At 72.0% G+C, this 23,122-nt stretch carries 21 protein-coding genes; 9 read left to right on the forward strand and 12 right to left on the reverse strand.

Going from position 1 to position 23,122, the window contains the following annotated elements:
• Nucleotides 1–24 precede the first annotated feature (24 nt).
• Both ACFQUZ_RS00130 and ACFQUZ_RS00135 read left to right on the forward strand, forming a co-directional pair.
• Nucleotides 25–1,548 carry an aldehyde dehydrogenase family protein gene (locus ACFQUZ_RS00130; RefSeq protein ID WP_377436564.1) on the forward strand — a complete coding sequence of 508 codons (1,524 nt, stop codon included), beginning with the start codon at nucleotides 25–27 and terminating at the stop codon, nucleotides 1,546–1,548.
• Nucleotides 1,548–1,922 carry a DUF779 domain-containing protein gene (locus tag ACFQUZ_RS00135; RefSeq protein ID WP_377436565.1) on the forward strand — a complete coding sequence of 125 codons (375 nt, stop codon included), beginning with the start codon at nucleotides 1,548–1,550 and terminating at the stop codon, nucleotides 1,920–1,922. The genes ACFQUZ_RS00130 and ACFQUZ_RS00135 overlap by 1 nt, the downstream gene beginning before the upstream one ends.
• Nucleotides 1,923–1,964: 42 nt before the next feature.
• Here the strand turns inward: ACFQUZ_RS00135 and ACFQUZ_RS00140 are convergent, their stop codons facing one another.
• On the reverse strand, nucleotides 1,965–2,354 hold the full coding sequence (locus ACFQUZ_RS00140; RefSeq protein WP_377436566.1) for a hypothetical protein: 390 nt from the start codon (nucleotides 2,352–2,354) through the stop codon (nucleotides 1,965–1,967).
• 40 nt (nucleotides 2,355–2,394) lie between these two features.
• Nucleotides 2,395–2,763, reverse strand: a complete 369-nt coding sequence (locus tag ACFQUZ_RS00145) for a DUF3499 domain-containing protein (protein ID WP_377436568.1) — start codon at nucleotides 2,761–2,763, stop codon at nucleotides 2,395–2,397.
• Nucleotides 2,764–3,169: 406 nt separating this feature from the next.
• Between ACFQUZ_RS00145 and ACFQUZ_RS00150 the strand changes: the two genes are divergently transcribed.
• Nucleotides 3,170–3,619: a metallopeptidase family protein gene (locus tag ACFQUZ_RS00150; protein WP_377436571.1), complete on the forward strand. Its 450-nt coding sequence runs from the start codon at nucleotides 3,170–3,172 to the stop codon at nucleotides 3,617–3,619.
• Nucleotides 3,620–3,652: 33 nt separating this feature from the next.
• On the opposite strand, the gene ACFQUZ_RS00155 is transcribed toward ACFQUZ_RS00150, so the two are convergent.
• From ACFQUZ_RS00155 to ACFQUZ_RS00165, 3 genes are all read right to left on the reverse strand, one after another.
• Nucleotides 3,653–3,910 carry a WhiB family transcriptional regulator gene (locus tag ACFQUZ_RS00155; protein WP_192765159.1) on the reverse strand — a complete coding sequence of 86 codons (258 nt, stop codon included), beginning with the start codon at nucleotides 3,908–3,910 and terminating at the stop codon, nucleotides 3,653–3,655.
• A gap of 297 nt (nucleotides 3,911–4,207) precedes the next feature.
• Nucleotides 4,208–6,859, reverse strand: a complete 2,652-nt coding sequence (locus ACFQUZ_RS00160; RefSeq protein WP_377436573.1) for a bifunctional FO biosynthesis protein CofGH — start codon at nucleotides 6,857–6,859, stop codon at nucleotides 4,208–4,210.
• A 100-nt stretch (nucleotides 6,860–6,959) separates the two neighbouring features.
• Nucleotides 6,960–8,252, reverse strand: a complete 1,293-nt coding sequence (locus ACFQUZ_RS00165) for a hypothetical protein (RefSeq protein ID WP_377436574.1) — start codon at nucleotides 8,250–8,252, stop codon at nucleotides 6,960–6,962.
• A 97-nt stretch (nucleotides 8,253–8,349) separates the two neighbouring features.
• On the opposite strand from ACFQUZ_RS00165, the gene cofD reads away from it, so the two are divergent.
• A complete protein-coding gene (gene cofD / locus ACFQUZ_RS00170) occupies nucleotides 8,350–9,297 on the forward strand; it encodes a 2-phospho-L-lactate transferase (protein ID WP_377436576.1) in 948 nt (315 codons plus the stop codon).
• Nucleotides 9,294–10,376 (forward strand): coenzyme F420-0:L-glutamate ligase, encoded by a 1,083-nt coding sequence (locus ACFQUZ_RS00175; protein WP_377436577.1) that lies wholly within the window; start codon nucleotides 9,294–9,296, stop codon nucleotides 10,374–10,376. Before cofD ends, ACFQUZ_RS00175 begins: the two co-directional genes overlap by 4 nt.
• 121 nt (nucleotides 10,377–10,497) lie before the next feature.
• Here ACFQUZ_RS00175 and ACFQUZ_RS00180 read toward each other — a convergent pair whose 3' ends face one another.
• The 3 genes from ACFQUZ_RS00180 to ACFQUZ_RS00190 all read right to left on the reverse strand — a co-directional run bounded on the left by ACFQUZ_RS00180 (nucleotide 10,498) and on the right by ACFQUZ_RS00190 (nucleotide 14,223).
• Nucleotides 10,498–11,535: an ArsR/SmtB family transcription factor gene (locus ACFQUZ_RS00180; RefSeq protein ID WP_377436579.1), complete on the reverse strand. Its 1,038-nt coding sequence runs from the start codon at nucleotides 11,533–11,535 to the stop codon at nucleotides 10,498–10,500.
• Between the two features lie 387 nt (nucleotides 11,536–11,922).
• On the reverse strand, nucleotides 11,923–13,023 hold the full coding sequence (locus ACFQUZ_RS00185) for a mannose-1-phosphate guanylyltransferase (protein WP_377436581.1): 1,101 nt from the start codon (nucleotides 13,021–13,023) through the stop codon (nucleotides 11,923–11,925).
• Nucleotides 13,024–13,077: 54 nt separating this feature from the next.
• Nucleotides 13,078–14,223 carry a glycosyltransferase family 4 protein gene (locus tag ACFQUZ_RS00190; RefSeq protein WP_377436582.1) on the reverse strand — a complete coding sequence of 382 codons (1,146 nt, stop codon included), beginning with the start codon at nucleotides 14,221–14,223 and terminating at the stop codon, nucleotides 13,078–13,080.
• A gap of 252 nt (nucleotides 14,224–14,475) precedes the next feature.
• On the opposite strand from ACFQUZ_RS00190, the gene ACFQUZ_RS00195 reads away from it, so the two are divergent.
• A complete protein-coding gene (locus ACFQUZ_RS00195) occupies nucleotides 14,476–15,168 on the forward strand; it encodes a TIGR03089 family protein (protein ID WP_377436585.1) in 693 nt (230 codons plus the stop codon).
• 13 nt (nucleotides 15,169–15,181) lie between these two features.
• On the opposite strand, the gene ACFQUZ_RS00200 is transcribed toward ACFQUZ_RS00195, so the two are convergent.
• The 3 genes from ACFQUZ_RS00200 to ACFQUZ_RS00210 all read right to left on the reverse strand — a co-directional run bounded on the left by ACFQUZ_RS00200 (nucleotide 15,182) and on the right by ACFQUZ_RS00210 (nucleotide 18,504).
• On the reverse strand, nucleotides 15,182–15,730 hold the full coding sequence (locus tag ACFQUZ_RS00200; protein ID WP_377436588.1) for a hypothetical protein: 549 nt from the start codon (nucleotides 15,728–15,730) through the stop codon (nucleotides 15,182–15,184).
• A gap of 115 nt (nucleotides 15,731–15,845) precedes the next feature.
• Nucleotides 15,846–17,843, reverse strand: coding sequence for an acetoacetate--CoA ligase (locus ACFQUZ_RS00205; protein WP_377436590.1), 1,998 nt, complete (start codon nucleotides 17,841–17,843; stop codon nucleotides 15,846–15,848).
• Nucleotides 17,844–17,997: 154 nt separating this feature from the next.
• Nucleotides 17,998–18,504 (reverse strand): acyl-CoA thioesterase, encoded by a 507-nt coding sequence (locus ACFQUZ_RS00210; RefSeq protein ID WP_377436592.1) that lies wholly within the window; start codon nucleotides 18,502–18,504, stop codon nucleotides 17,998–18,000.
• A gap of 132 nt (nucleotides 18,505–18,636) precedes the next feature.
• Here ACFQUZ_RS00210 and ACFQUZ_RS00215 point away from each other — a divergent pair, with 132 nt between their 5' ends.
• Nucleotides 18,637–19,308 carry a hypothetical protein gene (locus tag ACFQUZ_RS00215; protein ID WP_377436593.1) on the forward strand — a complete coding sequence of 224 codons (672 nt, stop codon included), beginning with the start codon at nucleotides 18,637–18,639 and terminating at the stop codon, nucleotides 19,306–19,308.
• Between the two features lie 51 nt (nucleotides 19,309–19,359).
• Nucleotides 19,360–20,055: a hypothetical protein gene (locus ACFQUZ_RS00220; protein ID WP_377436595.1), complete on the forward strand. Its 696-nt coding sequence runs from the start codon at nucleotides 19,360–19,362 to the stop codon at nucleotides 20,053–20,055.
• A 165-nt stretch (nucleotides 20,056–20,220) separates the two neighbouring features.
• Here ACFQUZ_RS00220 and ACFQUZ_RS00225 read toward each other — a convergent pair whose 3' ends face one another.
• Entirely contained in the window at nucleotides 20,221–21,384 is a 1,164-nt protein-coding gene (locus ACFQUZ_RS00225) for an acyl-CoA dehydrogenase family protein (RefSeq protein WP_377436598.1), read from the reverse strand.
• A gap of 282 nt (nucleotides 21,385–21,666) precedes the next feature.
• Here ACFQUZ_RS00225 and ACFQUZ_RS00230 point away from each other — a divergent pair, with 282 nt between their 5' ends.
• Entirely contained in the window at nucleotides 21,667–23,097 is a 1,431-nt protein-coding gene (locus ACFQUZ_RS00230; protein ID WP_377436601.1) for a UDP-glucose dehydrogenase family protein, read from the forward strand.
• Nucleotides 23,098–23,122 lie beyond the last annotated feature (25 nt).

The following is a 23,122-nucleotide window of genomic DNA, read 5'->3' on the forward strand; positions in this document are numbered from 1 at the left end:
ATCCTGCGACGATGGAGGACCGGCATGACCCGATACGCGGCGCCGGGCACCGAGGGTGCCCCCGTTTCCTACCAGTCCCGGTACGACCACTGGATCGGCGGCGAGTACGTCGCCCCGGCCGGCGGCCGGTACTTCGAGAACCCCACCCCGGTGACCGGGCAGCCGTTCACCGAGATCGCCCGTGGCACCGCGGACGACGTCGAACGCGCGTTGGACGCGGCACACGGCGCCGCCGACGCGTGGGGCCGAACCCCCGTGGCCGAGCGTGCCCTCCTGCTCAACCGGATCGCCGACCGGATGGAGGCCAACCTGGAGGCTCTCGCCGTCGCCGAAACGTGGGAGAACGGCAAGCCGGTACGGGAGACACTGGCGGCCGATATCCCGCTGGCCATCGACCACTTCCGGTACTTCGCCGGGGCGATCCGGGCGCAGGAGGGCGGCCTCGCGGAACTGGACGACGACACCGTGGCGTACCACTTCCACGAACCGCTCGGCGTGGTCGGTCAGATCATCCCGTGGAACTTCCCCATCCTCATGGCCACCTGGAAGCTGGCCCCCGCCCTGGCCGCCGGTAACGCCGTGGTGCTCAAGCCGGCCGAGCAGACCCCCGCCTCGATCCACCTGTGGCTCAGCCTGGTCGCCGACCTGCTGCCGCCCGGCGTACTGAACATCGTCAACGGGTTCGGGGTGGAGGCGGGCAAGCCACTCGCGGCGAGCCCACGGGTGGCGAAGGTGGCGTTCACCGGCGAGACCACCACCGGGCGGCTGATCATGCAGTACGCCAGCGAGAACATCAAGCCGGTCACCCTGGAACTGGGCGGTAAGAGCCCCAACCTGTTCTTCGACGACGTGAGCGTGGCCCGGGACGACTTCTACGACAAGGCGCTCGAAGGCTTCACGATGTTCGCCCTGAACCAGGGCGAGGTGTGCACCTGCCCGTCCCGGGCACTGGTCCAGCAGGGCCACTACGCGGATTTCCTGGCCGACGCGGTGACCCGGACCGAGGCGATCAAGCAGGGACACCCGCTGGACACCGAGACGATGGTCGGCGCGCAGGCGTCCAACGACCAGCTCGAGAAAATTTTGTCCTATCTGGACATCGGGCGGCAGGAGGGCGCGAAGGTGCTCACCGGTGGCGAGCGCGCCGACCTCGGCGGGGAGCTTTCCGGCGGCTGGTACGTGCGGCCCACGATCTTCGAGGGCGACAACTCGATGCGGGTCTTCCAGGAGGAGATCTTCGGACCGGTGGTGTCCGTGGCCTCGTTCAACGACCTCGCCGACGCCGTCAAGGTCGCCAACGACACGCTGTACGGCCTCGGCGCCGGCGTGTGGACCCGGGACATGAACACCGCGTACCGGGCCGGCCGCGCCATCCAGGCCGGTCGGGTGTGGACGAACTGCTACCACGCGTACCCGGCGCACGCGGCGTTCGGCGGCTACAAGCAGTCCGGCATCGGCCGGGAGAACCACCGGATGATGCTCGACCACTACCAGCAGACGAAGAACCTGCTGGTCAGTTACTCCCCCAAGAAGCTCGGCCTGTTCTGATGGCCGGCGTCCCCACCACCGACGGCTCGCCCGTCACCGTGACGCCTGCGGCAGCAGACCTCATCCGGTCGCTGCGGGCGGCCCACGGGCCGTTGATGTTCCACCAGTCCGGTGGCTGCTGCGACGGCAGCGCCCCGATGTGCTACCCGGCGGGCGAGTTCCGCACCGGCGCGTCGGACGTACTGCTGGCCTCGCTCGTCGTGGACGACGTGCCGGAACGGGTGGAGTTCTGGATGTCGGCCGCGCAGTGGGAACGATGGCGGCACACCACGCTGACCGTCGACGTGGTGCCCGGCCGAGGCAGCGGCTTCTCGCTGGAGGCCCCCGAGGGCGTCCGGTTCCTGATCCGCTCCCGGGTGCTCGGCAATCGGTAACCGGGCTGCGACCGGGTCTTCAATGACCCGGTCGCGTCCTGGTCATCCGGCCGGCGCGCGATCGGCGTCGTCGAGCAGCGCCTGCAACCGGTCCCGGCAGCGCAGCAGGAGGCCGGAGATCTCGTCGAACGTCGTCGCGTCGACCTGGCTGCCGTCGAACCACATTGCGCGTACGGCCGACTGCCCCTGCAACAGGTAGGACCCCGCGGTCTCGACCAACCCGACGAACTCGGCACGCCGCTGCGGCGGCGCGAACTGGACGGACCCGCGCGCCGCTCGCAACGGCTCCCCGGGCGACGGTGAGGTAAAGAGCCCCGCGGGGTCACCGCCCGCCTGATCGGCCCCGATACACGCCAGCAGGTACTCCAGCTCGGTCGAGGCCAGCGTGAGTCTGCCGACCGCCAGGACCGTTTCGTTGGTCAAGCGCCGCACCGGTCACACGGTAGCGGACCCGGCGCCTCGCGGTCGCGGGTCAGGGCCGGGGCGGGATGACCCGGAGGTGGCCGCGCCGGCCGGTGTGCGGCTCGGTCGGCCGGTCCAGGTCGACCTCGTCGGCGCGGGGCGGCGCGGGGCGGGCCGCCTCGCGTACCGCCTCGGCGAGCGCCACCAGGTCGTCCGTGGTGGGTGGTGGCGGCTCGAACTTGCCCTCGTGCCGGACCACATCCCAGCCGCGTGGCGCGGTCAGGCTGCGGGCGTGCTGCTCACACAGGTCGTACGTGTGCGGCTCGGCGAACGCGGCAAGCGGTCCCACCACGGCGGTCGATTCGTTGTAGACATAGGTCAACGTGGCGACGGCTTGTCGGGGGCAGCCGTTGCGGGAGCAACGCCGTGGTGACCTCACGGCGGCACGGTATCTCTCTTACCGCGTTCCGCGCGACGGTTGCCGATCCGACACGCCGACCGTAGTGATCACAATCTGGGCGCGCCGCAGGCAGCGGGCGAAGCGGCGCTGGAAATAGTGGTACGCGCGGTGGTCGCGCCTCGCGCCCCGTACGACGGCCTGCTTCGCGCACGGGGGCTGGCGCTGGCCGGCACCGTGACGGGCCGGTCAGCGGGGCAGATCGAGCGCATAGTGTCTGCTTATCGGCCAGATCGCCCAACCCACGCAGCCATCGCCAAGAAGCACAGGCCGGCAGCGCCGGCGCGCCGGAACGTGCCGATCCCGGGACACGACCGGGCACCGACGGCATGGCGCGGCCGGACGGGACTACCCTTCTCGCGTGGGAACCCCGCACCAGGGAGCGCAGATGACCAGTCCAGACCACCGCCGACCGGGCACCGGTCGGCGGGCACACCGCGACCGCCGGGGTCGCGGACTGCGTGGTCGGCTGGTGCCGGCGACGGTGCCGCTGGCCCGCACCAAGGCCGAGGTCTTCGACGACCTGGTCCTCGACACGGTCGAGACGCTGGAGCGGCGGCTCGCGAAGGAGCTGTCCGGGGTCGAGTTCGCGGTGGAGGACGTTCCGCCGGAACTCAACGTTTACGACACCGACGTGCTGGAGGATGGCGAGGTGCCACTGGCCCGGTTGTTACCGGGCCGCCCCGGCCGCCAGGAGATGCCGCCCCGGATCGTCCTCTACCGCCGTCCCTTGGAATTCCGCGCCATGGACAACGAGGACCTCGCCGACCTCGTCCACGATGTGATCATCGAACAGGTGGCCAACCTGCTGGGCATGGATCCCGACGAACTGGCCTGACTCGACCGTCTGGTCACGCCACCCGCTGTCCGGTCACGCCACCCGTCGCTTCAGCTTGCGGCGTTCTCGTTCGGACAGGCCCCCCCAGATTCCGAACCGTTCGTCGTGCCCGAGCGCGTACTCCAGGCACTCGGTCTTGACCTCGCAGCGGGAACAGATGCGCTTTGCCTCGCGGGTCGAGCCGCCCTTCTCGGGAAAGAACGCCTCGGGGTCGGTTTGCGAGCACAGTGCCCGCTCCTGCCACTCCGGTGCGTTTCCGAGCAGGTCGGCCACCTCGAGTCGGCCGTCCATGCAGATGCCTCCTTTTCGTGCGACGACCGCAGCCGCCGCAACCCCCCACGCGGAAGGCGTATGTGTCCGTCCGTCCCGGTTTATCCCGCTCCGTCCGAACGACCCCTCCGAAAATTACACGCGTGTAATGCGTGCGCCGTCAAGCGGAACCTGCTAGGCGAGAAACTCCTCCGGCGCGTCTGGAACGACTCGCGGAAACCCGTCCCGCCTCGCACCGCCTATCTGTCGGGGACCGCCGCGAGTAACGCCCGCCCGGCGAGTTGAGTCGGAAATCGGCGTGGCGTTCGGCGTGTCGGATCAGCCGATCAATTCGTACCTGGTGCCGCGTTGCCGGGCCGGCCGCCCGGCCGCGGCGGCGATGCCCGTCAGCTGCGCCACGGTCCGGGCCGAGCCATGCCCCGAACCCGCCATCCGGGAGATCGTCTCCTCCATCAGGGTGCCGCCCAGGTCGTTCGCCCCACCGCGCAGGATCTCCGCCGTCCCCGCGTCACCCAGCTTCACCCAGGAGCACTGGATGTTGCGGATCCGGCCGTGCAGCAACAGCCGGGCCATCGCGTGCACCACCCGGTTCTCCCGCCAGGTGGGACCCGGTCGGGCGATCCCGGCGAGATAGATCGGCGCGTTGGTGTGCACGAACGGCAGCCCGACGAACTCGGTGAAGCCGCCGGTGCGGTCCTGCACGCCGGCGAGCACCCGCAGGTGGGCCAGCCACTGCCCGGGATGGTCGACATGCCCGTACATCATCGTGGAGCTGGACCGGATGCCCAGCTCATGCGCGGTGCTCACCACCTCGACCCAGGTGGCGGCCGGAAGCTTTCCCTTGGTCAACACCCACCGCACGTCGTCGTCGAGGATCTCCGCGGCGGTGCCCGGGATGGTGTCCAGGCCGGCTTCGCGCAGCATCACCAGCCAGTCCCGCACCGGCACCCCGGCCTTGGCCGCCGCCGTCACGATCTCCATCGGAGAGAAGGCGTGCACGTGCAGTTCCGGCACCCGCGACTTGATCGCCCGGACCATGTCCGGGTACGTCGTGACGGGCAACTGCGGATCGATGCCACCCTGCATGCACACCTCGGTCGCGCCCGCCCGCCACGCCTCCTCGGCCCGGTCGGCGACCTGCTCGATCGAGAGTCGGTACGAATCAGCGTCCCGCTCCCGCTGAGCGAAGGCGCAGAACCGGCAGCCGACGTAGCACACGTTCGAGAAGTTGATGTTGCGGTTGATCACGTAGGTGACGTCCGGCCCGACGACGTCCTGCCGCACCTCGTCGGCGATCCGGCACAGCTCGTCCAGCGCCGGACCGTCGGCCGCGAACAACGCCAGCGCCGCCGCCTCGTGCCGGGGATCGAGCAGCGCCGCCGGGTCCGTGCCGGCCAACCGCAACCCGGCCCGCAGCTCCGCGTCGGCCAGGTCCGCGCCGTCGGCACCGTGCCGATCGGCCGAGCTGACGCCTTCGCCCGACCCGGACCCGGCGTCGCCGGACCCGGCCGGGCCGCCGCCCGATCCGTCCCGGTCACCGCCCGATCCGGCCGGGCCGGTCTGCGGACGGCCCTCGGCGGCGCCGGTCGCCGCCAGCTGACCGGCCAACTCGGCCCAGTCGCCGTACACACTGTCGAAGTCACCCCGCCGGTCGGTGGCCCGCCCGACACTGTCGATCGCGGCGTGCAGGTCGGTCCGACCCGTCGGAAGGCCCTGGTCCGGCTCCTGCCACGGGTGTCCCACCGGCCTGGCGTCGGCGATCGCCAGGCCGGTGGACGGATCGGCCAACGCCGACACGTGTGCCGCGAGCCGGGGGTCGAGCCAGCCACCACCGCGGCGCAGATACTCCGGGTAGATGGTGAGCCGCTCCCGCAGTTCGAAGCCGGCAGCCGCGCAGCGGCGAGCCAACTCGTCGATCTGCGGCCAGGGACGCTCTGGATTCACATGGTCGGGTGTCAGCGGCGAGACGCCGCCCCAGTCGTCGATGCCGGCCCGCAGAAGCAGGTCGTACTCGCCCTCGATCAGGTTCGGCGGGGCCTGCACCCGCACCGCCGGGCCGAGCAGGATCCGGGTCACCGCCACGGTGGCGGCCAGCTCCCGCAACTCCGCGTCGGGCATCCCGCGCATCGCCGTGTCCGGCTTGGCGCGGAAGTTCTGCACGATCACTTCCTGAATGTGGCCGTACTGCCGGTGCGACCGCCGGATCGCGAAGATCGAATCGACGCGCTCGACGCGGGTCTCCCCGATCCCGATCAGAATTCCGGTGGTGAACGGCACGCCCACCCGCCCGGCGTCGTCGAGCACCCGCAACCGGACCGCCGGTTCCTTGTCCGGTGAGCCGTAATGCGGCCCGCCCGGCTCCGACCACAACCGGGTCGCCGTGGTCTCCAGCATCATCCCCATGCTCGGCGCGACCGGCTTCAGCCGTTGCAGGTCCGACCAGGACAGCACCCCGGGATTGAGATGCGGCAGTAGGCCGGTCTCCTCCAGTACGGCCACCGCGCAGGCGCGGACATAGGCCAATGTGGAGTCGTAGCCGCGCTCGTCGAGCCAGGTCCGCGCCGCCGGCCAGCGCTCCTCCGGCCGGTCGCCCAGGGTGAACAACGCCTCCTTGCACCCGGCCGCGGCCCCGCGCGCGGCGATCGCCAGCACCTCGTCGCGATCCAGGTAGGGCGCCGGCAACCGGTGTGGCACGGTGGCGAACGTGCAGTAGTGGCAGCGGTCCCGGCACAGCCGGGTGAGCGGAATGAATACCTTCTTCGAGTACGTCACCACGCCCGGCCGCCCGGTCTCCCGCAGGCCGGCGTCGCGGATCCCGGCCGCGATCCCGAGCAGTTCGTCGAGTGCGTCGTCGCGGGCGCCGAGCAGCGCGGCGGCCTCGTCGACGGAGAGCGTGCGGCCGTCGGCGGCACGGCGGAGGGCTCTGCGCACACTGGCCCCGGTCGCCGGGGAGTCGATCAACTCAGCCACCCGAGGAGCCTAACGCCCGACGCCGACACCCGCCGAGCCGCGCACCGGGTCGTCCCAGGTGGCGGCCGGGGCCCACGGCCGCGGGCCCCGGCCGCCACGGCTACTGCTGGTCGGAACCGCCCTCGGGTCGCCGCACGCCCTGGTCGCCGATGATCATCTGAGTGGCCTCGCTGTCGTCCGCACCGGCACTCGGCCGGGGAATAACCTGCGTCCGCTCAGCTCCCGAGTCACCGCCGTCATCGGAGGTCGTCGGGTCGGCCGACTCCGGCGGCGCGGGCGACGCCGAGGCCGGCGCCGGAGCGGAAGCGGGCGACGCCGCCAAGTCACCGGTCGACACCACCTGGGTAGCCGCCGGATCAGCCGCCGCCGACGACCCGGGCGGGGACGAGGCCGCCGCCGACGACCCGGGCGGGGACGAGGCCGCCGCCGACGACCCGGGCGGGGACGAGGCCGGCGCCGACGAGTGAGCAGAAGCCGGCGGCGCCGAACTCGGCGCGGCGCTCTCGGCGGAACCGGGCGTCGCCTCGCCGGGCGGGGGCAGGGGCGGCATCGGGGGTGGCGGTGGCGGCGCGACGACCGTCGGCGGGGTGGGCGGCCCCGGCGGGGTGGACGGCCCCGGCGCGGGGACCACCTGGGTGGCCTCGACGTTCCCGCCGAACTGCGGCGACGGCGGCTGCCCGTAGCCGGTGCCACCGAAGTCGTGCCCGTACGGCGACGGCGGCCGACCGTACGGGTTGGGCTGGCTGACCTGCGCGTACGGGTCGGACGGGCTGGCGTACGGTTCGGCCGGGCCGGGCTGCTCCCACGGCGGCCGCGGCGGCTGGCTGGGCTGCTCCCAGGGCGGCGTCGGCGGCAGACCACCGTACGGGTTGGGCTGCGGCCGGCCGTACACTCCCGGCTCCCGCTTGGGCCGGGGGGCGTAGTAGAGCGTGCGCCACACCCGGTAGACGGCGAACGCCGCGATGCCGAACACCGTCAGGAACGCCGTGCGGACGAGCACGCCGGTGAACAGCGCCCGGAAGGCCAGATCGGCCAGCGAGTTGACCATCCACACCAGGAAGCTGATCACGGCGAACACCGCCGAGACGGCGTACTCCACCGCGGCGGCCTGCGTGATCAGCTTGGCCCGGCCGACGGGCGGCTGCGGAATCGTGGCGAGCAGCACCGCCACCAGCGGCAGCACGATCGCGGTCAGGCCGACGAAATCGAAGAAGGCGCCGCCCACCCGGCTGCTGAACACCGGTCCACCACTGACCGGGATCAACAGGTCGATCAGAGCGACGAAGAGCAACAGGGCATTCGCCCCCACCAGCACGACGGCGGCGAGTTCCCGCAGTGGCGCGATGATCTGGCCGGCCGACGGTTTCGGCTCCGGCCCGGGCACGCTGGTCAAGGCTCCCCCTGGTTCTTCTCGCGGGTAGTGGCGACGGTGAGCCTAGTCTCCCCACCCGGAGCCCGCCGAAGGCCACGGCGTAGGCGAGGATGGAGACATGCGGATCGTGGTACTGGCGGGCGGCATCGGCGGGGCTCGTTTCCTGGCCGGTGTCCGGGCGTACGCCGCCGGGGTGGGCGCCGAGGTGACCGCGGTGGTCAACGTGGGCGACGACATCCGGCTGCACGGCCTGCGGATCTGCCCCGACCTGGACAGCGTGATGTACCACCTGGGAGGCGGCGCCGACCCGGAACGGGGCTGGGGACGGGCGGACGAGACCTGGACCGTCAAGTCGGAACTGGCCGCGTACGGCGCGGAACCGACGTGGTTCGGCCTCGGTGACCGGGATGTCGCCACCCACCTGGTCCGCACCACGATGCTGGACGCCGGCTACCCGCTGTCGGCGGTCACCGAGGCGCTGTGCGAACGCTGGCGTCCCGGCGTACGACTGCTGCCGGCGACCGACGACCGGTTGGAGACGCACGTCGTGGTCGACGTCGACGGCGAGCGGCGGGCCGTCCACTTCCAGGAGTGGTGGATCCGCTACCGCGGTGACCTGCCCACCCACCGGTTCGTCTTCGTCGGCGCCGACGCGGCGAAGCCGGCGCCCGGGGTGCTGGACTCGATCGAGGGCGCCGACGTGGTGCTGGTCGCCCCGAGCAACCCGGTGGTGAGCATCGCGCCGGTCCTGGCCGTGGCCGGCGTGCGGGAGGCGGTGGCGGGTGGTTCGGCGCCGGTGGTGGGCGTTTCGCCGATCATCGGCGGGCGACCGGTGCGCGGGATGGCCGACAAGTGCCTGGCCACCCTGGAGGTGCCGTGCACGGCGGCGGGGGTCGGCGGCATGTACGGGTCCCGCGGTGACGGTGGCATTCTGGATGGCTGGCTGGTGGACCCGGCCGACGGGGACGTCGCGCTGCCCGGTGTGCGGGTGGGCGCCGCGCCGCTGTGGATGACGGACGAGATGGCGACCGCCGCGATGGTGCGCGCCGCGATGGAGTTGGTGTGACGTTGGAGATCTTGCCGGTCCGGGGAATCGGCGAGGTGGCCGAGGGCGACGACCTCGCCGCGATGATCGCCGAGGCGGCGCCCTGGCTGCGCGACGGTGACGTTCTGGTGGTGACCAGCAAGATCGTCTCTAAGGCGGAGGGTCGGCTGGTCGACGTACCGGTGGCCGAGCCGGACCGGTCGGTCGCGCGCGAGGACGTGCTGGCCGCGGAGACCGCCCGGGTGGTGGCCCGGCGCGGGCCGGTCCGGATCGTGCAGACCCACCACGGCTTCGTGATGGCCTCCGCCGGCATCGACGCCTCGAACGTGCACCGGTCCCGCCTGGTGCTGCTGCCCAAGGATCCGGACGCGTCCGCCCGGGGGCTACGCGCGGCCCTGCGCGAACGGTACGAACTGGACGTAGCCGTGATCATCTCGGACACTATGGGTCGACCCTGGCGCAACGGGCTGACCGACGTGGCGCTCGGCGCCGCGGGGATCGCCCCCATCCGGGACCACCGCGGCGAGGTGGACCCGTACGGCAACGAACTCAGCATCACCCAGATGGCCGTGGTGGACGAACTGGCCGCCGCCGGCGAACTGGTGAAGGGCAAGCGGGACCAGGTGCCCGTCGCGGTGATCCGCGGCTACCTGGACGCGGCCGACCCGGCCGACGGCCCGGGGGCGGCCGTGCTGGTCCGGGACGCGGAGCACGACCTGTTCGCCCTGGGCACGGCCGAGGCTCGGAGCGAGGGCCTGCTCACCGCCGCCAGGCTGCCCGCCGTACCACCGCCGGGGTCGACCCCGGCGGACCCGGCGGCGGCAGCCCGGGCGATCGCCACGGTGGCCGGCGTCGTGGCGCCCGGCACGGTCTTCACACTGCACACCGACCATGCGGTACGCGCGGAACTGGCCGCCCGGGTGCCTGACTGGCCCCCGGACGTAACCGCCGTGATCGTCGCACCTCGACTGGACGGCGACTCGGCGGCGCTGATCCGCCTCGGCACCGACCTGCACCGGTTACGCGCCGCACTGGCCGCCGAGGGCATCCCCTCAACCCTGCTACTCCCCCCCGAAGCCCCCGCAATAATCGCCATCTGACCCCCTGACCCTCCCTGTCCTGCGTTGATCAAGAGGTTCGCGTCACCGTAAGGCCGGTCCGGTGACGCGAACCTCTTGATCAACGCTGGACAACCGAGGGACAGGGGGTGGGGCAGCCGGGTCAGCGGTCGAGCATCGCGCGGCCGAGCGGGGTGAGCGTGTGCAGCACCGTGTTGCGGTCCCGGTGGCTGACCAGCAGGCCGGCGTTTCGCAGCACCGACGTGTGCTGGCTGGCGGCCGCCGGTGAGATGCGCAGCCGGCGGGCCACCTCACCGGTGGAGCACCCACCGTCGACCACCGCGAGCACGCTGGCCCGGGTCCGGCCGAGCAGCGCCGCCAGCGCCTCCCGGCCACCGGCGTCGCTACCCCCGGTCGGGTCGTTCCCGCCGGCGGCCGCGGTCATCCCGCCACCCGGCGCCCCGCCGGGCAGCAGCCCACCGAGCCGGTCGACCGGGTAGACCAGCACCGGTGGCAGCGTCGGATCGAGCAGCGCCACCGGCGCCCGCGAGCAGAAGAACGACGGAACCAGCAGCAGGCCGCGCCCGTCCAGATGCAACTCCCGGTCGGCCGGATAATTCGGCACCTCCAGCAGCCCGGCGTGCCAGCGCATGGCCGGACGCAGCCCGGCGAGCAGCGCCTCCGTCCCGCCGTCCAGCAGCGCCCGGGCCCGCCGCGCTCGATCGGCGTCCACGGCCGCCTGCACCCGCGGCCAGTACGGCGTGACCGCCACCGCCCGGTAGTGCTCCATCAGATCGGTGAGGTCGCGCAACGCCTCCGGTTCGCCCCTGGCCAACGCCGCGGTCGAGGTGGGCAGCGGGTTCTCCGCGGCGAGCACGGCGAGGTCGCGCCGCAACCGGGTCACCGGGGTGGAGCGCAGGGCGTCCAGCCCCGCCTCCAGGCCCTGCCGGGTCTCCTGCGGGGTGAGGAAGTCGGGGAAGTAGCCGCGTGGCGGGTTGAGGGCCAGCAGCAGCCGGAAGCGAGCAGCGGCCCGGTCCCGGCGCAGCCCGGCGGTCACCGCCCGACGCCAGCCGGCCATCGCCGGATCCGCGTCCCGGGCCTGTAACAGATGCAGGCTGAGCACGAGTTCCCATAGCGGATCGGCGGTGGCGGCGACCCGGGTGCGGCCGACGTCCTCGCTGGAGAAGTGGATTCTCAGCACCGAACGCTCCTGGCGGTCGTGGGGCCCTTTCGCCCCAGCGCACCTCGAACTGTACCGGGCCCTTTCCACATCAATATTTCAGCGAGGACTGAAACGGCTCGACCGGCCCGTGCGGCCCCGGGCATGCTCGGCCATGTCGCGGCGCGTCGTCGCCGCGACTTATGGGGGTACCGGTCGCGGCACAGCCGCGACCTCCGGGGAACAGTCGCGGCGTATCGGGGGATCCGCCGCGACGACACGGGGAACGGTCGCGGCGTATCGGGGGATCCGCCGCGACGCCCGGGGCACAACGGGGCGGCCACCACGAGGGTTCGCGGACCGAGGTCCGCGAAGGTGGCCGCCCATCCCGCGCACCGGCTCGGACTGCCCCCGTTTAGCGTCACCGCTTCAGACGAGTCCGTCCTCGCCCCGGTCGCGCAGGTCTTCGACCAACTTCTTCACATCCTGGGCCCGGTCCCGGGGGCAGACCAGCACCGCGTCCGCCGTGTCCACCACGATGAGGTCGTGCACACCGAGGGCGGCGACGAGCCGGCCGGACTGTGGGACCACGATCAGACCGCTACTGTCACGCAGCAGGACCCCTGGCTTCTCCTCCGCCGTCTCGGCGCCGAGCACCACGTTGCGATCCTCGTCGGCGGGCAGTACGTCGGCGAGCGTGTGGAAGTCACCCACGTCGGTCCAGCCGAAGTCGCCCCGCACGGTCGCCACCCGACCGGCCGCGGCGGCCCCCTCCATCACCGCGTAGTCCACCGAGATCTTGGGAAGCGTCGGCCACACCGCACCCAGCACCTCGTCCTGTGCCGGCGTACCCCACGCCCGCGCGATGGCCACGATGCCGGCGTGCAGCGCTGGCTGCTGCCGGGCCAGTTCGGCCAGGAAGACGTCCACCCGCCAGACGAACATGCTGGCGTTCCACAGATGCCGCCCGGACCGCAGGTACCCCTCGGCGACGTCGGCGGCCGGCTTCTCCCGGAACTCCGCCACCTGGCGCAGCGGACCGGACCCGATCGTCTCCCCGCACTCCAGATAGCCGTATCCGGTCTCGGGCCTGGTGGGCTGGATCCCCACCGTCATGAGCAGTCCCTGTTCCGCCCCGGAGATCGCCTCCCGCAGCGCGGCCTCGAACGCACCCGGATCGGTGATCAGGTGGTCGGCGGCGAAGGACCCCATCACCGCGTCCGGCTCCCGGGTCGCGATGACCGCCGCGGCCAGCGCGATCGCCGCGCACGAGTCCCGCTGGGAGGGCTCGACCAGGATGTTCTCCTCGGGCACCCCGGCGAGTTGGCGGGCCACCGCGGCCGCGTGCGCCACCCCGGTGACCACTAGGGTGCGGTCCGGCGTGGCCAGCGGCGCGAGGCGCTGCACGGTGGCCTGCAACAGCGAGGCAGCCGTGCCGGTCAGCGGGTGGAGGAACTTGGGGTGGCCGGCCCGGGACAGCGGCCAGAGCCGGGTTCCGCTGCCCCCCGCGGGGATGACTGCATAGAACATTCGCACATCATGCCGGACGGGGGCACGCCGCCACGGTACGACGGCCCCACCCGGTCAGCCGCGGGCCCGGCTCCACGCGGAAATGTGCACGTCGGCGCTGGACTCCCAGGTGAACTCCTTGGCCCGGTCGAACCCGGCCTTGGCCAGGGTCAACCGCCGGGACTCGTCATCCAGCAGCGCGGCCAGGTCGGCCCCGATCTGCTCGGGATTCTCACTGGTGTACGCGACCGCGTCCCCGCCCACCTCGGGCAGCGACAGCCGCGGCGTGGTCAGCACCGGTGCCGCGCACGCCATCGCCTCCAGGATCGGCAGACCGAAGCCCTCGCCGTACGACGGATAGGCCGCGACCAGGGCACCGCCCAGGAACCCTGGCAGATCGGCGTAACGCAGGTAGCCCGGCCGCAGCAGTCGCAGGTGCGCCGGCACGTCGGCGACCGCCCGGTCGATCTCGTCGTCGTGCCCCTGACCGCCGGCCACCACGAGGGCCGGCGGGTCCTCCCGGTCGGCGACCGCGATCACCCAGCCACGGATCAGGTTCGGCACGTTCTTGCGCGGCTCCTTGGCGCCGAGGAACGCCACATAGCTGCTGCCGCCGAGGCCGAGCCGGGCCCGGACCCGGGCCTTCTCCTCCTCCGTCGGGGCGTGGAAGGCCGCGTGATCCACTCCGTGGTACGCCACGTCGATCCGGGTCGGATCGGCGTCCAGCAGCCGGATCAACTCGTCCCGGGTGGCCTTGCTCGGGACGATCACCCGGTCCGCCCGCCGCAACGAGGTCTTGATGGCGCTGCGGAAGAACGTACGGCGGGATTTGTCGTAGTGCTCGGGCTCCGTGAAGAAGGTCGCGTCGTGCACGGTGACCGTCACCGGACAACCCGCCCGCAGCGGGCAGGTGTAGAACGGCGAGTGCAACACGTCAGCCCCCACCTGCTGCGCCAGCAGCGGCAGGCCGGTCTGTTCCCACGCCAGCCGGGCCGGTCGGTGCGCCACCGCGGCCGGCGCCGCGATCACCTCGGCGTGCGGCAACATCCGGGCGTACCGCTCGGCGTCGGTGCGCAGGCCCACCACCACCAGGTCGACAGCCATCCGGGCCGGGCCTTCGAGGGCGCCCAACAGGCCGTCGACGTATCTGCCCACACCGCCCCGATCAGCGGGGACACTCGTGGCGTCGATGAGCACGCGGGGCGGACGACCGGCGGTCACGGGGCGACTCCTCAACTCACAGGCACAGCGGTTCCGGGCGGTCACGGCACACCGACGACGGATCGTCGACTGTGCGCAACGACACTCTGCGCAAAGCCTACGCCGGGTCCCCACACCGCCGACGACCGCGACCCGACACGTAACTGTCCTGCACCCGACCCGCCACCGGCCGTGTTCCTGAGCGCGGCGTGGCGCGGCCTGGCGTGGGTCGCCGGGCGAGTCGCGCCGGCCCGGCCGGTATCGTCGCCGTCGATGACCGACAACCTCGCCCGACGCTTCGCCGCAGCCGTCGCCACCGATCCCGCCCAGCCGTTGCTGACCTGGTACGACGATGCCACCGGCGAGCGGACCGAGCTGTCCGGCGCGACCCTCGCGAACTGGGTGGCGAAGACCGCCAACCTGCTTGTCGACGAGGTCGGGCTGGCCACCGACGACCCGGTCGGCGTGCTGCTCCCGCCGCACTGGCAGACCGCCGCCGTGCTGCTCGGCTGCTGGTCGGCCGGGGCAGCCGTGCGCACCGGCACACCGGAACCGGTCGAGGCCCTGTTCGTCGCCGCCGACCGGGTGCCCGAGGCGGCCGACTGGCCGGCCGGCGAGCGGTTCGCGCTCGCCCTCGCTCCGCTCGCCGCCCCGCTGCGGGTGGTGCCCGACGGCTTCGTCGACTACGTGGTGCAGGTCCGTGGCCACGGCGACCACTTCACCCCGTACCCGGACGGGGGCGCGCAGAGCGCGGAGCTGGCTCCCGCCGCGGCCCGGCGCGCCGCGGAGTTGGGGATCTCCGCTGGCGACCGGGTGCTTGTCGACACCGACCGGCGCCCCGACCCGCTGGACTGGCTGCTCGCCCCGCTGGCCGTGGGCGCCAGCCTGGTGCTGTGCGCGCACACCGACCCGGTCCGCTGGGCGCAGCGGCGGGCCGTGGAGAAGGTCACCGCGGAGATCGGCTGATCCCGGCCGGCCGTTACGACCGACCACGCCGGCGGTGGTACGCCCCGACGAGGACCAGCAACAGCGGGCCCCAGAGCAGGTTCGGCAGGTAGCACGCGACGAGCAATGCCTGCCACCACCCGCTTGTGAAATCGAACTCGTTGCGGCTCGGCACGAACAGGTTGACCGTGGCGAACGTCCACATGACGGTCAGCAGGACCGCGCCGACGGTCCCGGGCACGATCGCGGCGAGCGGTGGCACCCGGCGACCGCCGATCAGTGGCATCCAGCTCGGCACGACCTCGCCCCACGGCCGGACCAGGCCCAGCGACAGCAGGGCAAGCGCCTCGGTGACCAGCGACAGCCCGAGGATGTAGGCCGCCTCGCCGCCGTGCACGCTGACCGGCGTCCCGTCGACGGAGGCGCCCAGCGAGAAACCGGCCACCAGGGCGATCCGCCAGAGCGCCGACGGGAGCACGAGTAGCGGGATCAGGTGGGCGACCCGGACCGACCAGCGCGGCGGCCGCCGCTCCTGGTGGCTGGAGATGTTCCAGGCAGGCTCGACACAGGTGGCGGCGTTCATTTCCACTATGGTGCCGGCCACCGGTCGGCCCGCCCTCCCGCGACGTCGTGAGCCGGCTCCCCCGGACGGGGGATGGTCTGGACGTGGCGGCCGATACCCGAGGCCGGGCCGGGGATCAACCCGTGGCGCGGTCCCGGGCCAACCGCTCGAAGGCGACAAGCGACTCCGGATTGGCCAGCGCACCGGTCGCCGCCGCCGAATCCACCGGCGTACCGGTCAGGATCTTCTTGACCGGCACCTCCAGCTTCTTGGCCGACAGCGTCCGGGGCACCGCGCGCACCTGATGGATCTCATCGGGCACGTGCCGGGGCGACAGCGCGGTACGCAGCTCGCGCACGATCTTCGTGCGCAGCGCGTCGTCCATCTCCAGCCCGTCGGCGAGGACCACGAACAGCAGCAGCTCGCCCGCGCCGCCCTCGGCGTCCTCCAAGTGCACCACCACCGAGTCCACCACCTCGTCGAGCCCCTCGACCACGGAGTAGAACTCGGCGGTGCCGAGCCGTACACCGCCCCGGTTGAGGGTCGCGTCGGACCGACCGGTGATCACGCACCCGCCCCGGGAGTTGATGGTGATCCAGTCGCCGTGCCGCCACACACCCGGGTAGAGGTCGAAGTACGCCTCCCGGTAGCGGACGCCGTCCGGGTCGTTCCAGAAGCCGACCGGCATGCTGGGCATCGGAGCGGTGATCACCAACTCACCGAGCTGGTCGATGACGGGAGTGCCGTCCGCCGAGCGCGCCTCCACCCGCGCCCCGAGGCAGCGGCACGCTATCTCACCGGCACGCACCGGCAGCAACGGCACTCCGCCGACAAAGCCGGTGCAGACGTCCGTGCCCCCGGACAGCGACTGCAGTTGGAGGGTGTCGCACACCGCCTCGTACACCCAGGTGAAGCCCTCGGCGGGCAGCGGTGCTCCGGTGGAACCCAACCCGCGCAGCGCGGACAGGTCGGCCAGGTCCCGCGGCCGCAGCCCGGCCTTGCGACAGGCCAGCAGGAACGGCGCCGAGGTGCCGAAGTAGGTGACGCCGGACTCGGCGGCCAGCCGCCACAGCCCGCCCAGGTCGGGCTCGGCCGGCCGGCCGGGCTCCGCCCGGACCGCCGGGTTGCCGTCGAACAGCACGATCGCGGCGCCGACCGCTGGACCGGAGGCCAGGAAGTTCCACATCATCCACCCGGTGGTGGAGAACCAGAAGAACCGGTCGCCCGGGCCCAGGTCGTGGTGCAGCGCCAGCATCTTCAGGTGTTCCAGCAGGATGCCGCCGTGACCGTGCACGATCGGCTTGGGCAGCCCGGTGGTACCCGAGGAGTAGAGCACGTACAGCGGGTGGTCGAACGGCACCGGCGCGAACGCCAGCGGCTCGTCCGTCGGGGCCGCCAGCTCCGACCAGGGCAACGCGCCGTCGTCCGGGGTGGCCTCCGGGTCGAGGTAGCCGAGCAGCACGGTGTGCCGGACCGACGGCAGCGCCGCCCGGATCGCGGCCACCTCGGCCCGCCGATCCACCGGCTTGTCGCCGTACCGGTATCCGTCGACCGCCACCAGCACCGCCGGCTCGATCTGCCGCCACCGGTCGGTGACGCTGCGGGTGCCGAACTCCGGCGCGCAGGACGAGAAGATCGCGCCGAGGCTCGCCGTCGCGAGCATCAGCACGTACGTCTCGGGGATGTTCGGCGCGTACGCGGCCACCCGGTCGCCCGGGCCCACGCCGAGCCGGCGCAGCCCGGCCCGGACCCGCCCGACGTCCTCGCGCAGCAGCGCGGCCGTCCGGGTGACCGGCGGACGGCTCTGGCTGTACGCGATGACGGCCGGCTCGTCGTCGCCGATCCCCGGCATCCGCAGCACGTGCTCGGCGTAGTTGAGCGTCGCCCCGGGGAACCAGCGGACGCCCGGCATGTGGTCGCCCACCAGGACCCGCTCCGCCGGGGTGTGCGCGATGACGTCGAAGTAGTCCCAGATCGACTGCCAGAACGCCGGCACGTGGCTCACGGACCACTGGTAGAGGTCGTCGTACGAGGCGAAGTCCAGTCCGCGCTCGGTGCGCAGCCAGCGCAGGTAGTGACCGATCCGGGACCGTTCGACGACGTCGTCCGGCGGCGCCCAGAGCACCTCGTCCACTGTTCCACCCCTCCCCGACCAGCACGGCGCTGTGCCGGCCCACCGCCATCTTGCCGTACCCGGGTGGCCATTCTGCGCAGCCGTCCCGGCGTCGCGACGCGTGGCCGCCCCACATGCCCGGGCCGCGTCCGGTGTGCGCGGCCGACGGGTGTGCTCAACCGACCTCACGGTGTCGCTGGATCGCCTGCCGCCGGGCCAGCCGGTGTGCCCGGCGGATCTCGGCCTCCCGGAACCGCCGGTGGTCCGCCGCGGTCTCGGGCAGCACGGGACGCACCTCACGCGGCCCGCCGGCCACGTCCACGCCCACGAAGACGAGGTACGCGGTGGCCACCGGTACCGGTTCGTCCTCGGCCGTGTCCCAACGCTCGGCGACCACCCGCACCCCCACCTCCATGGAGGTACGACCGGTCCAGTTGACCTGTGCGTGCGCGTGCACCAGGTCGCCGACCCGGACCGGCTCGGAGAAGACGATCTCGTCGATCGCGGCCGTGACAGCGGTGCCGCCGCTGTGCCGGGCGGCGGACGCGCCGGCCACGTCGTCGACGAACTTCATAAGCACGCCGCCGTGGACCGTGCCGTAGAGGTTGACGTCCACCGCGGTCATGATCCGGCTCAGCGTGACCCGGGAGTAGGAGGTCGGCTTGCCACTCGCGTTGCTCATGACATTGACGCTACGACGTAACGGACGTGCCGTAGTTGGCGCCATTTGCACAAGAGACGGCCGCAACCACCCGCGCCGCCGGCCGGCGGACCACCGTGGGGTCGGTCACAACGGAAACGGTACGGTGCGCCGATGCGACATTTCTGGAGCTTCCTCGCCGGCCTGGCGGCGGCCCCGTTGTCCTGGGTCCTGATCGCCCTCGGTCAGGACGGGTCCGCCTCCACCATCGCCAGGTGGGCTGACGCCGGCACGTACAACGTGGCGAATCTGATCGAGCCGGCGGTCTATCTGGCGGTCGCCGGAATAGTGCTCGGTCTGCTGGGGACGCTGCGATTCTCGCCGCTCGGGCCGCTGGTGGCCGGGTTGCTGCTGGTCGCCCCGTACGTGGGCATGTTCATCAACCCGTTCGGGGTGCGCAACCAGGTGCCGGCGAGTTGGAAGGTTCTCGGTGACCCGCTGCCGCTGCGCCTCCCGCTGGACAACGGCACCCTGTTCATGATCGGTCTGCTCCTGGTGATGGCGACCTTCAGCGGGCAACGGTGGCGGCGCTGGCCGGAGTCGACGTCCAGCGGCGAGGCCGCGCTGGTCGGGGTCGACGGTCCGAAGACCCGGTCGGCCGAGGACCAGCCGGCCGAGCGCACCATCGACTGGTCGGTGCTGCGGGAGCCGGAGAAGGAGCCGGACACGGCTCCACTCAGCCTCGGTTATCCGGATCCGCAGCCGACCGGGGGCGCTGGGCGACGCGACGGTGGGACGCCGTGGTCCGATCCGCCGTCATCCTGGCGCGACAACGCCACGCGATAGAACGGTCGCACAGCGTAAGGTTTCTCTCGCAGGCAGCACGCGGGGGGACCGATGCGGCACGTCAACTCATTCATGCTTTCCCTGGTGCTGGCGCCCACGGTGTGGGCGCTCAGCGGGTACGGAATGGTCGCGTACGGCCGGGCGGGCACCCGGCCGGACGGCGATCTCGCCGCGGACCGGCTGGCCGGACTGGCCGCCCTGCTCGCCGCCGGCCTGATCGTGGCGCTGCTGACCACCACGCGGCTCAGCCCGCTCGGTCCAGCTTTCGCCGGCCTGACCTACCTCGGAACCGCGGGCTGGGTCGCCGCCCATCCGGCGCTCGCGAACCAGTGGGTACGCGAGCTTGGCGCGCCGTTCGGCGCGGAGCTGATCCGGCCGGCCGAGGGGTTCGCCGTGCTGATCGGCGTGCCGCTGGTGGCGACGGCGTTCAGCCCCGGGCGCTGGCGACGCGGCACGGCGCCACCGGCGTGGTACGCCGAACCGGCCCACGTCGCCGCACCGGCGGACATCACGGTAATACCGGACTTACCGCAAACCAGCCCGTTGGCCGTCGACGAGCCGCCGATCTGGCAGTCGGCCGAGCGGTGGCGACCGCCGCCCGGTTGGCCGGACTCGGTGGCGGCGGCACCGATGAGCCCGGCGGTCGGGGGTCTGCCGCCGAGGGCGCTGCCAGCGGGCGACGCGGACACCGCCGACCTCACCGCCGACCTGCTACCGCTCCGGTCGGCACATCCGCCGGCACCCTGACCCGCTGCCGCTCCGGCCGGCACATCACTCACTGCCCCGGCGCCCTGGCCCGACCCCGGCGGCGGGCTACAGCAGCGCAAAGGGAATTCCCACCCACGCGGGGTCCTCGTCCGATACCTCTACAACCCGGCCTGCGTGAGCAGCACATCCGCCGGGCGACCAGAGTCAGCCCTTGAGCAACTGCCTCGCCATGACGACCCGCTGCACCTGGTTCGTACCCTCGTAGATCTGGGTGATCTTGGCGTCCCGCATCATCCGCTCCAGCGGGTAGTCACGCGTGTAGCCGTACCCGCCGAGGAGCTGGACCGCGTCGGTGGTGATCTCCATGGCCGCGTCGGAGGCGAAGCACTTGGCCGCGGCGCCGAAGAAGGTCAGATCGGCGTCGCCGCGCTCCGACTTCCCGGCCGCGACGTATGTCATCTGTCGCGCCGCCTCCAGCTTCATCCCCATGTCGGCGAGCATGAACTGGACACCCTGGAAGTCGGCCACCGGCTTGCCGAACTGCTTGCGTTCCTTGATGTACGCCGTGGCGTAGTCCAGGGCACCCTGGGCGATGCCGACGGCCTGGGCGGCGATGGTGACCCGGGTGTGGTCCAGCGTGCGCATCGCGGTGGCGAAGCCGGTGCCCGGCGCGCCGATCATGCGGTCCGCCGGAATGCGCACATTGTCCAGATACACCTCACGAGTGGGTGAGCCCTTGATGCCGAGCTTCTTCTCCGGAGCGCCGAAGCTGACCCCGGGATCGGACTTCTCCACCACGAACGCCGAGATCCCCCGGGACCGGGCGGCCGGATCGGTCACCGCGAACACCGTGTAGAACTCCGAGACACCGGCGTTGGTGATCCACCGCTTGACCCCGTTGAGCACGTAATGGTCGCCGTCCCGCTCGGCCCGGGTCGTCATCGACGCGGCGTCGCTGCCGGCCTCCGGCTCGGAGAGGCAGTACGAGAACATCGCCTCGCCGGCGGCCACCGGGGTGAGGTAGCGACGCTTCACCTCGTCCGACCCGGCCAGCAGCAGCGGCATGGTGCCCAGCTTGTTGACCGCTGGAATGAGGGAGGAGGAAGCGCAGGCCCGCGCGACTTCCTCGATCACGATGGCGGTGGCCAAGGCGTCCGCCCCCGCGCCGCCATACTGCTCCGGAACGTGCGGGGCGTGGAAGTCGGCAGCCCGCAGCGCCTCGTAGGACGCCTTCGGGAACTCGCCGGTCTCGTCGGCCTCCGCCGCGTTCGGCGCGACCTTCGCGTCACAAACGTCGCGGACCGCCGCCCGGACGGCGTCGTGTTCCTCGGTCAACCGGTAGAGGTCAAACGACGATTCTGTCGTCATCGTGGCCCTTTCCTTGGCGACTATGCTGGTCAGCGGTAGCGTCGGCGTACTGGTGGCCCGGCCGCGCCGAGCGAGGATACCGACCAGGGTTCGCCCGTCACTTACCGGCGCGTAGGCTCATCCACTATCGTCTCCTGCGCCCGATGCGGCGGCATGAGCCAGCTCACACAACAGCAGATCGCCATTGTTAGAGCAGTAATGTCCACTTCCGGTGCCCACGCGAGGCGCCGCAGTCAGCTGCGACGCAAAGTAGCGCCGCCAGTGCGAGCGGAGAACCCAGGCGTGACGATTCCGTACCCGACCACTCAGCCCGTCCCGTTCGGCACGGTCAGCCCGCCGTCGGGCGCCGCCCGGCCCCGGCTGACCTTCCTGGGCACCGGCTACCTGGGTGCGACCTATGCCATCTGCTTCGCCGAGCTCGGCTACGAGGTGATGGGCGTCGACGTCGACGCCGACAAGATCGCCAGCCTGTCCGCCGGTGAGGTGCCGTTCCACGAGCCCGGCCTCGACGAACTGCTGCGCCGCAACCTGGCCTCCGGGCGGCTGCGGTTCAGCACCTCGTACCAGGAGGCCGCCGGATTCGGCGACGTGCACTTCATCTGCGTCGGCACTCCGCAACGGGCCGACGGGATGGGCGCCGACCTCAGCTACGTGGAGAACTCGGTCACCAGCCTGGCCCAGCACCTGAACCGCAAGGCGCTGATCGTCGGCAAGTCGACAGTCCCCGTCGGCACCGCCGAGTGGATCGAGCAACTGGTCGGCAAGCACACCGAGACGGACCTCGGGATCGAGGTCGCCTGGAGCCCGGAGTTCCTGCAGGAGGGCTTCGCGGTCGAGGACGTGCTGCGTCCGAATCGGATCGTCGTCGGGGTGAAGTCCGAGTGGGCAAACAACATGCTCTACTCCGCGCACAAGGGCGTGTTCGACCTGGCCGCCACCGAGGACCGCGAGGTCCCGCTGGTGGTCACCGACTTCGCCACGGCGGAGCTGGTGAAGGTGGCGGCGAACGCGTTCCTGGCCACCAAGATCTCGTTCATCAACGCGATGGCCGAGGTGTGCGAGGTCGCCGGCGGCGACGTCACCCAACTGGCCCGGGCGATCGGGTACGACCCGAGGATCGGCAACCGGTTCCTCCAGGCTGGAGTCGGCTTCGGCGGCGGTTGCCTGCCCAAGGACATCCGTGCGTTCCAGGCCCGCGCCCAGGAACTGGGGGCCGGTGAGGCGCTGCGGTTCCTGCACGAGGTGGACCTGATCAACACGCGCCGACGCAACCGGGTGCTCCAACTCGCCGCCGATCTGCTCGGCCGCCGCTACGGCCCGGCGGGCCCGGACCTGTCGGGCACCCGGATCGCGGTGCTCGGTGCCACCTTCAAGCCCAACTCCGACGACGTACGGGACGCGCCGTCGCTGGCGGTCGCGGCGCTGCTGCGCAAGGCCGGCGCGGACGTCCGCGTGTACGACCCGGAGGGCATCGACAACGCCCGTAAGGCGCAGCCGGAACTGACCTACGAGGCCAGCATGGCCGACGCCGCCCGGAACGCCGACCTGATCTGCGTGCTGACCGAGTGGGCCGACTTCCGAAACGCCGACCCGGTCGCCCTGGGAGAGCTGGTCGCCGGCCGACGCGTCATCGACGGTCGGAACTGCCTCGATCCCCACCTGTGGGCCCAGGCCGGCTGGGAGTACCGCGGCATGGGACGTCCCCAGGCCTGACGCGACGACGGTGGCGACCGTGGAC

The organism is Plantactinospora sp. GCM10030261 (assembly GCF_042666615.1).
Lineage (GTDB): Bacteria > Actinomycetota > Actinomycetes > Mycobacteriales > Micromonosporaceae > KBS50.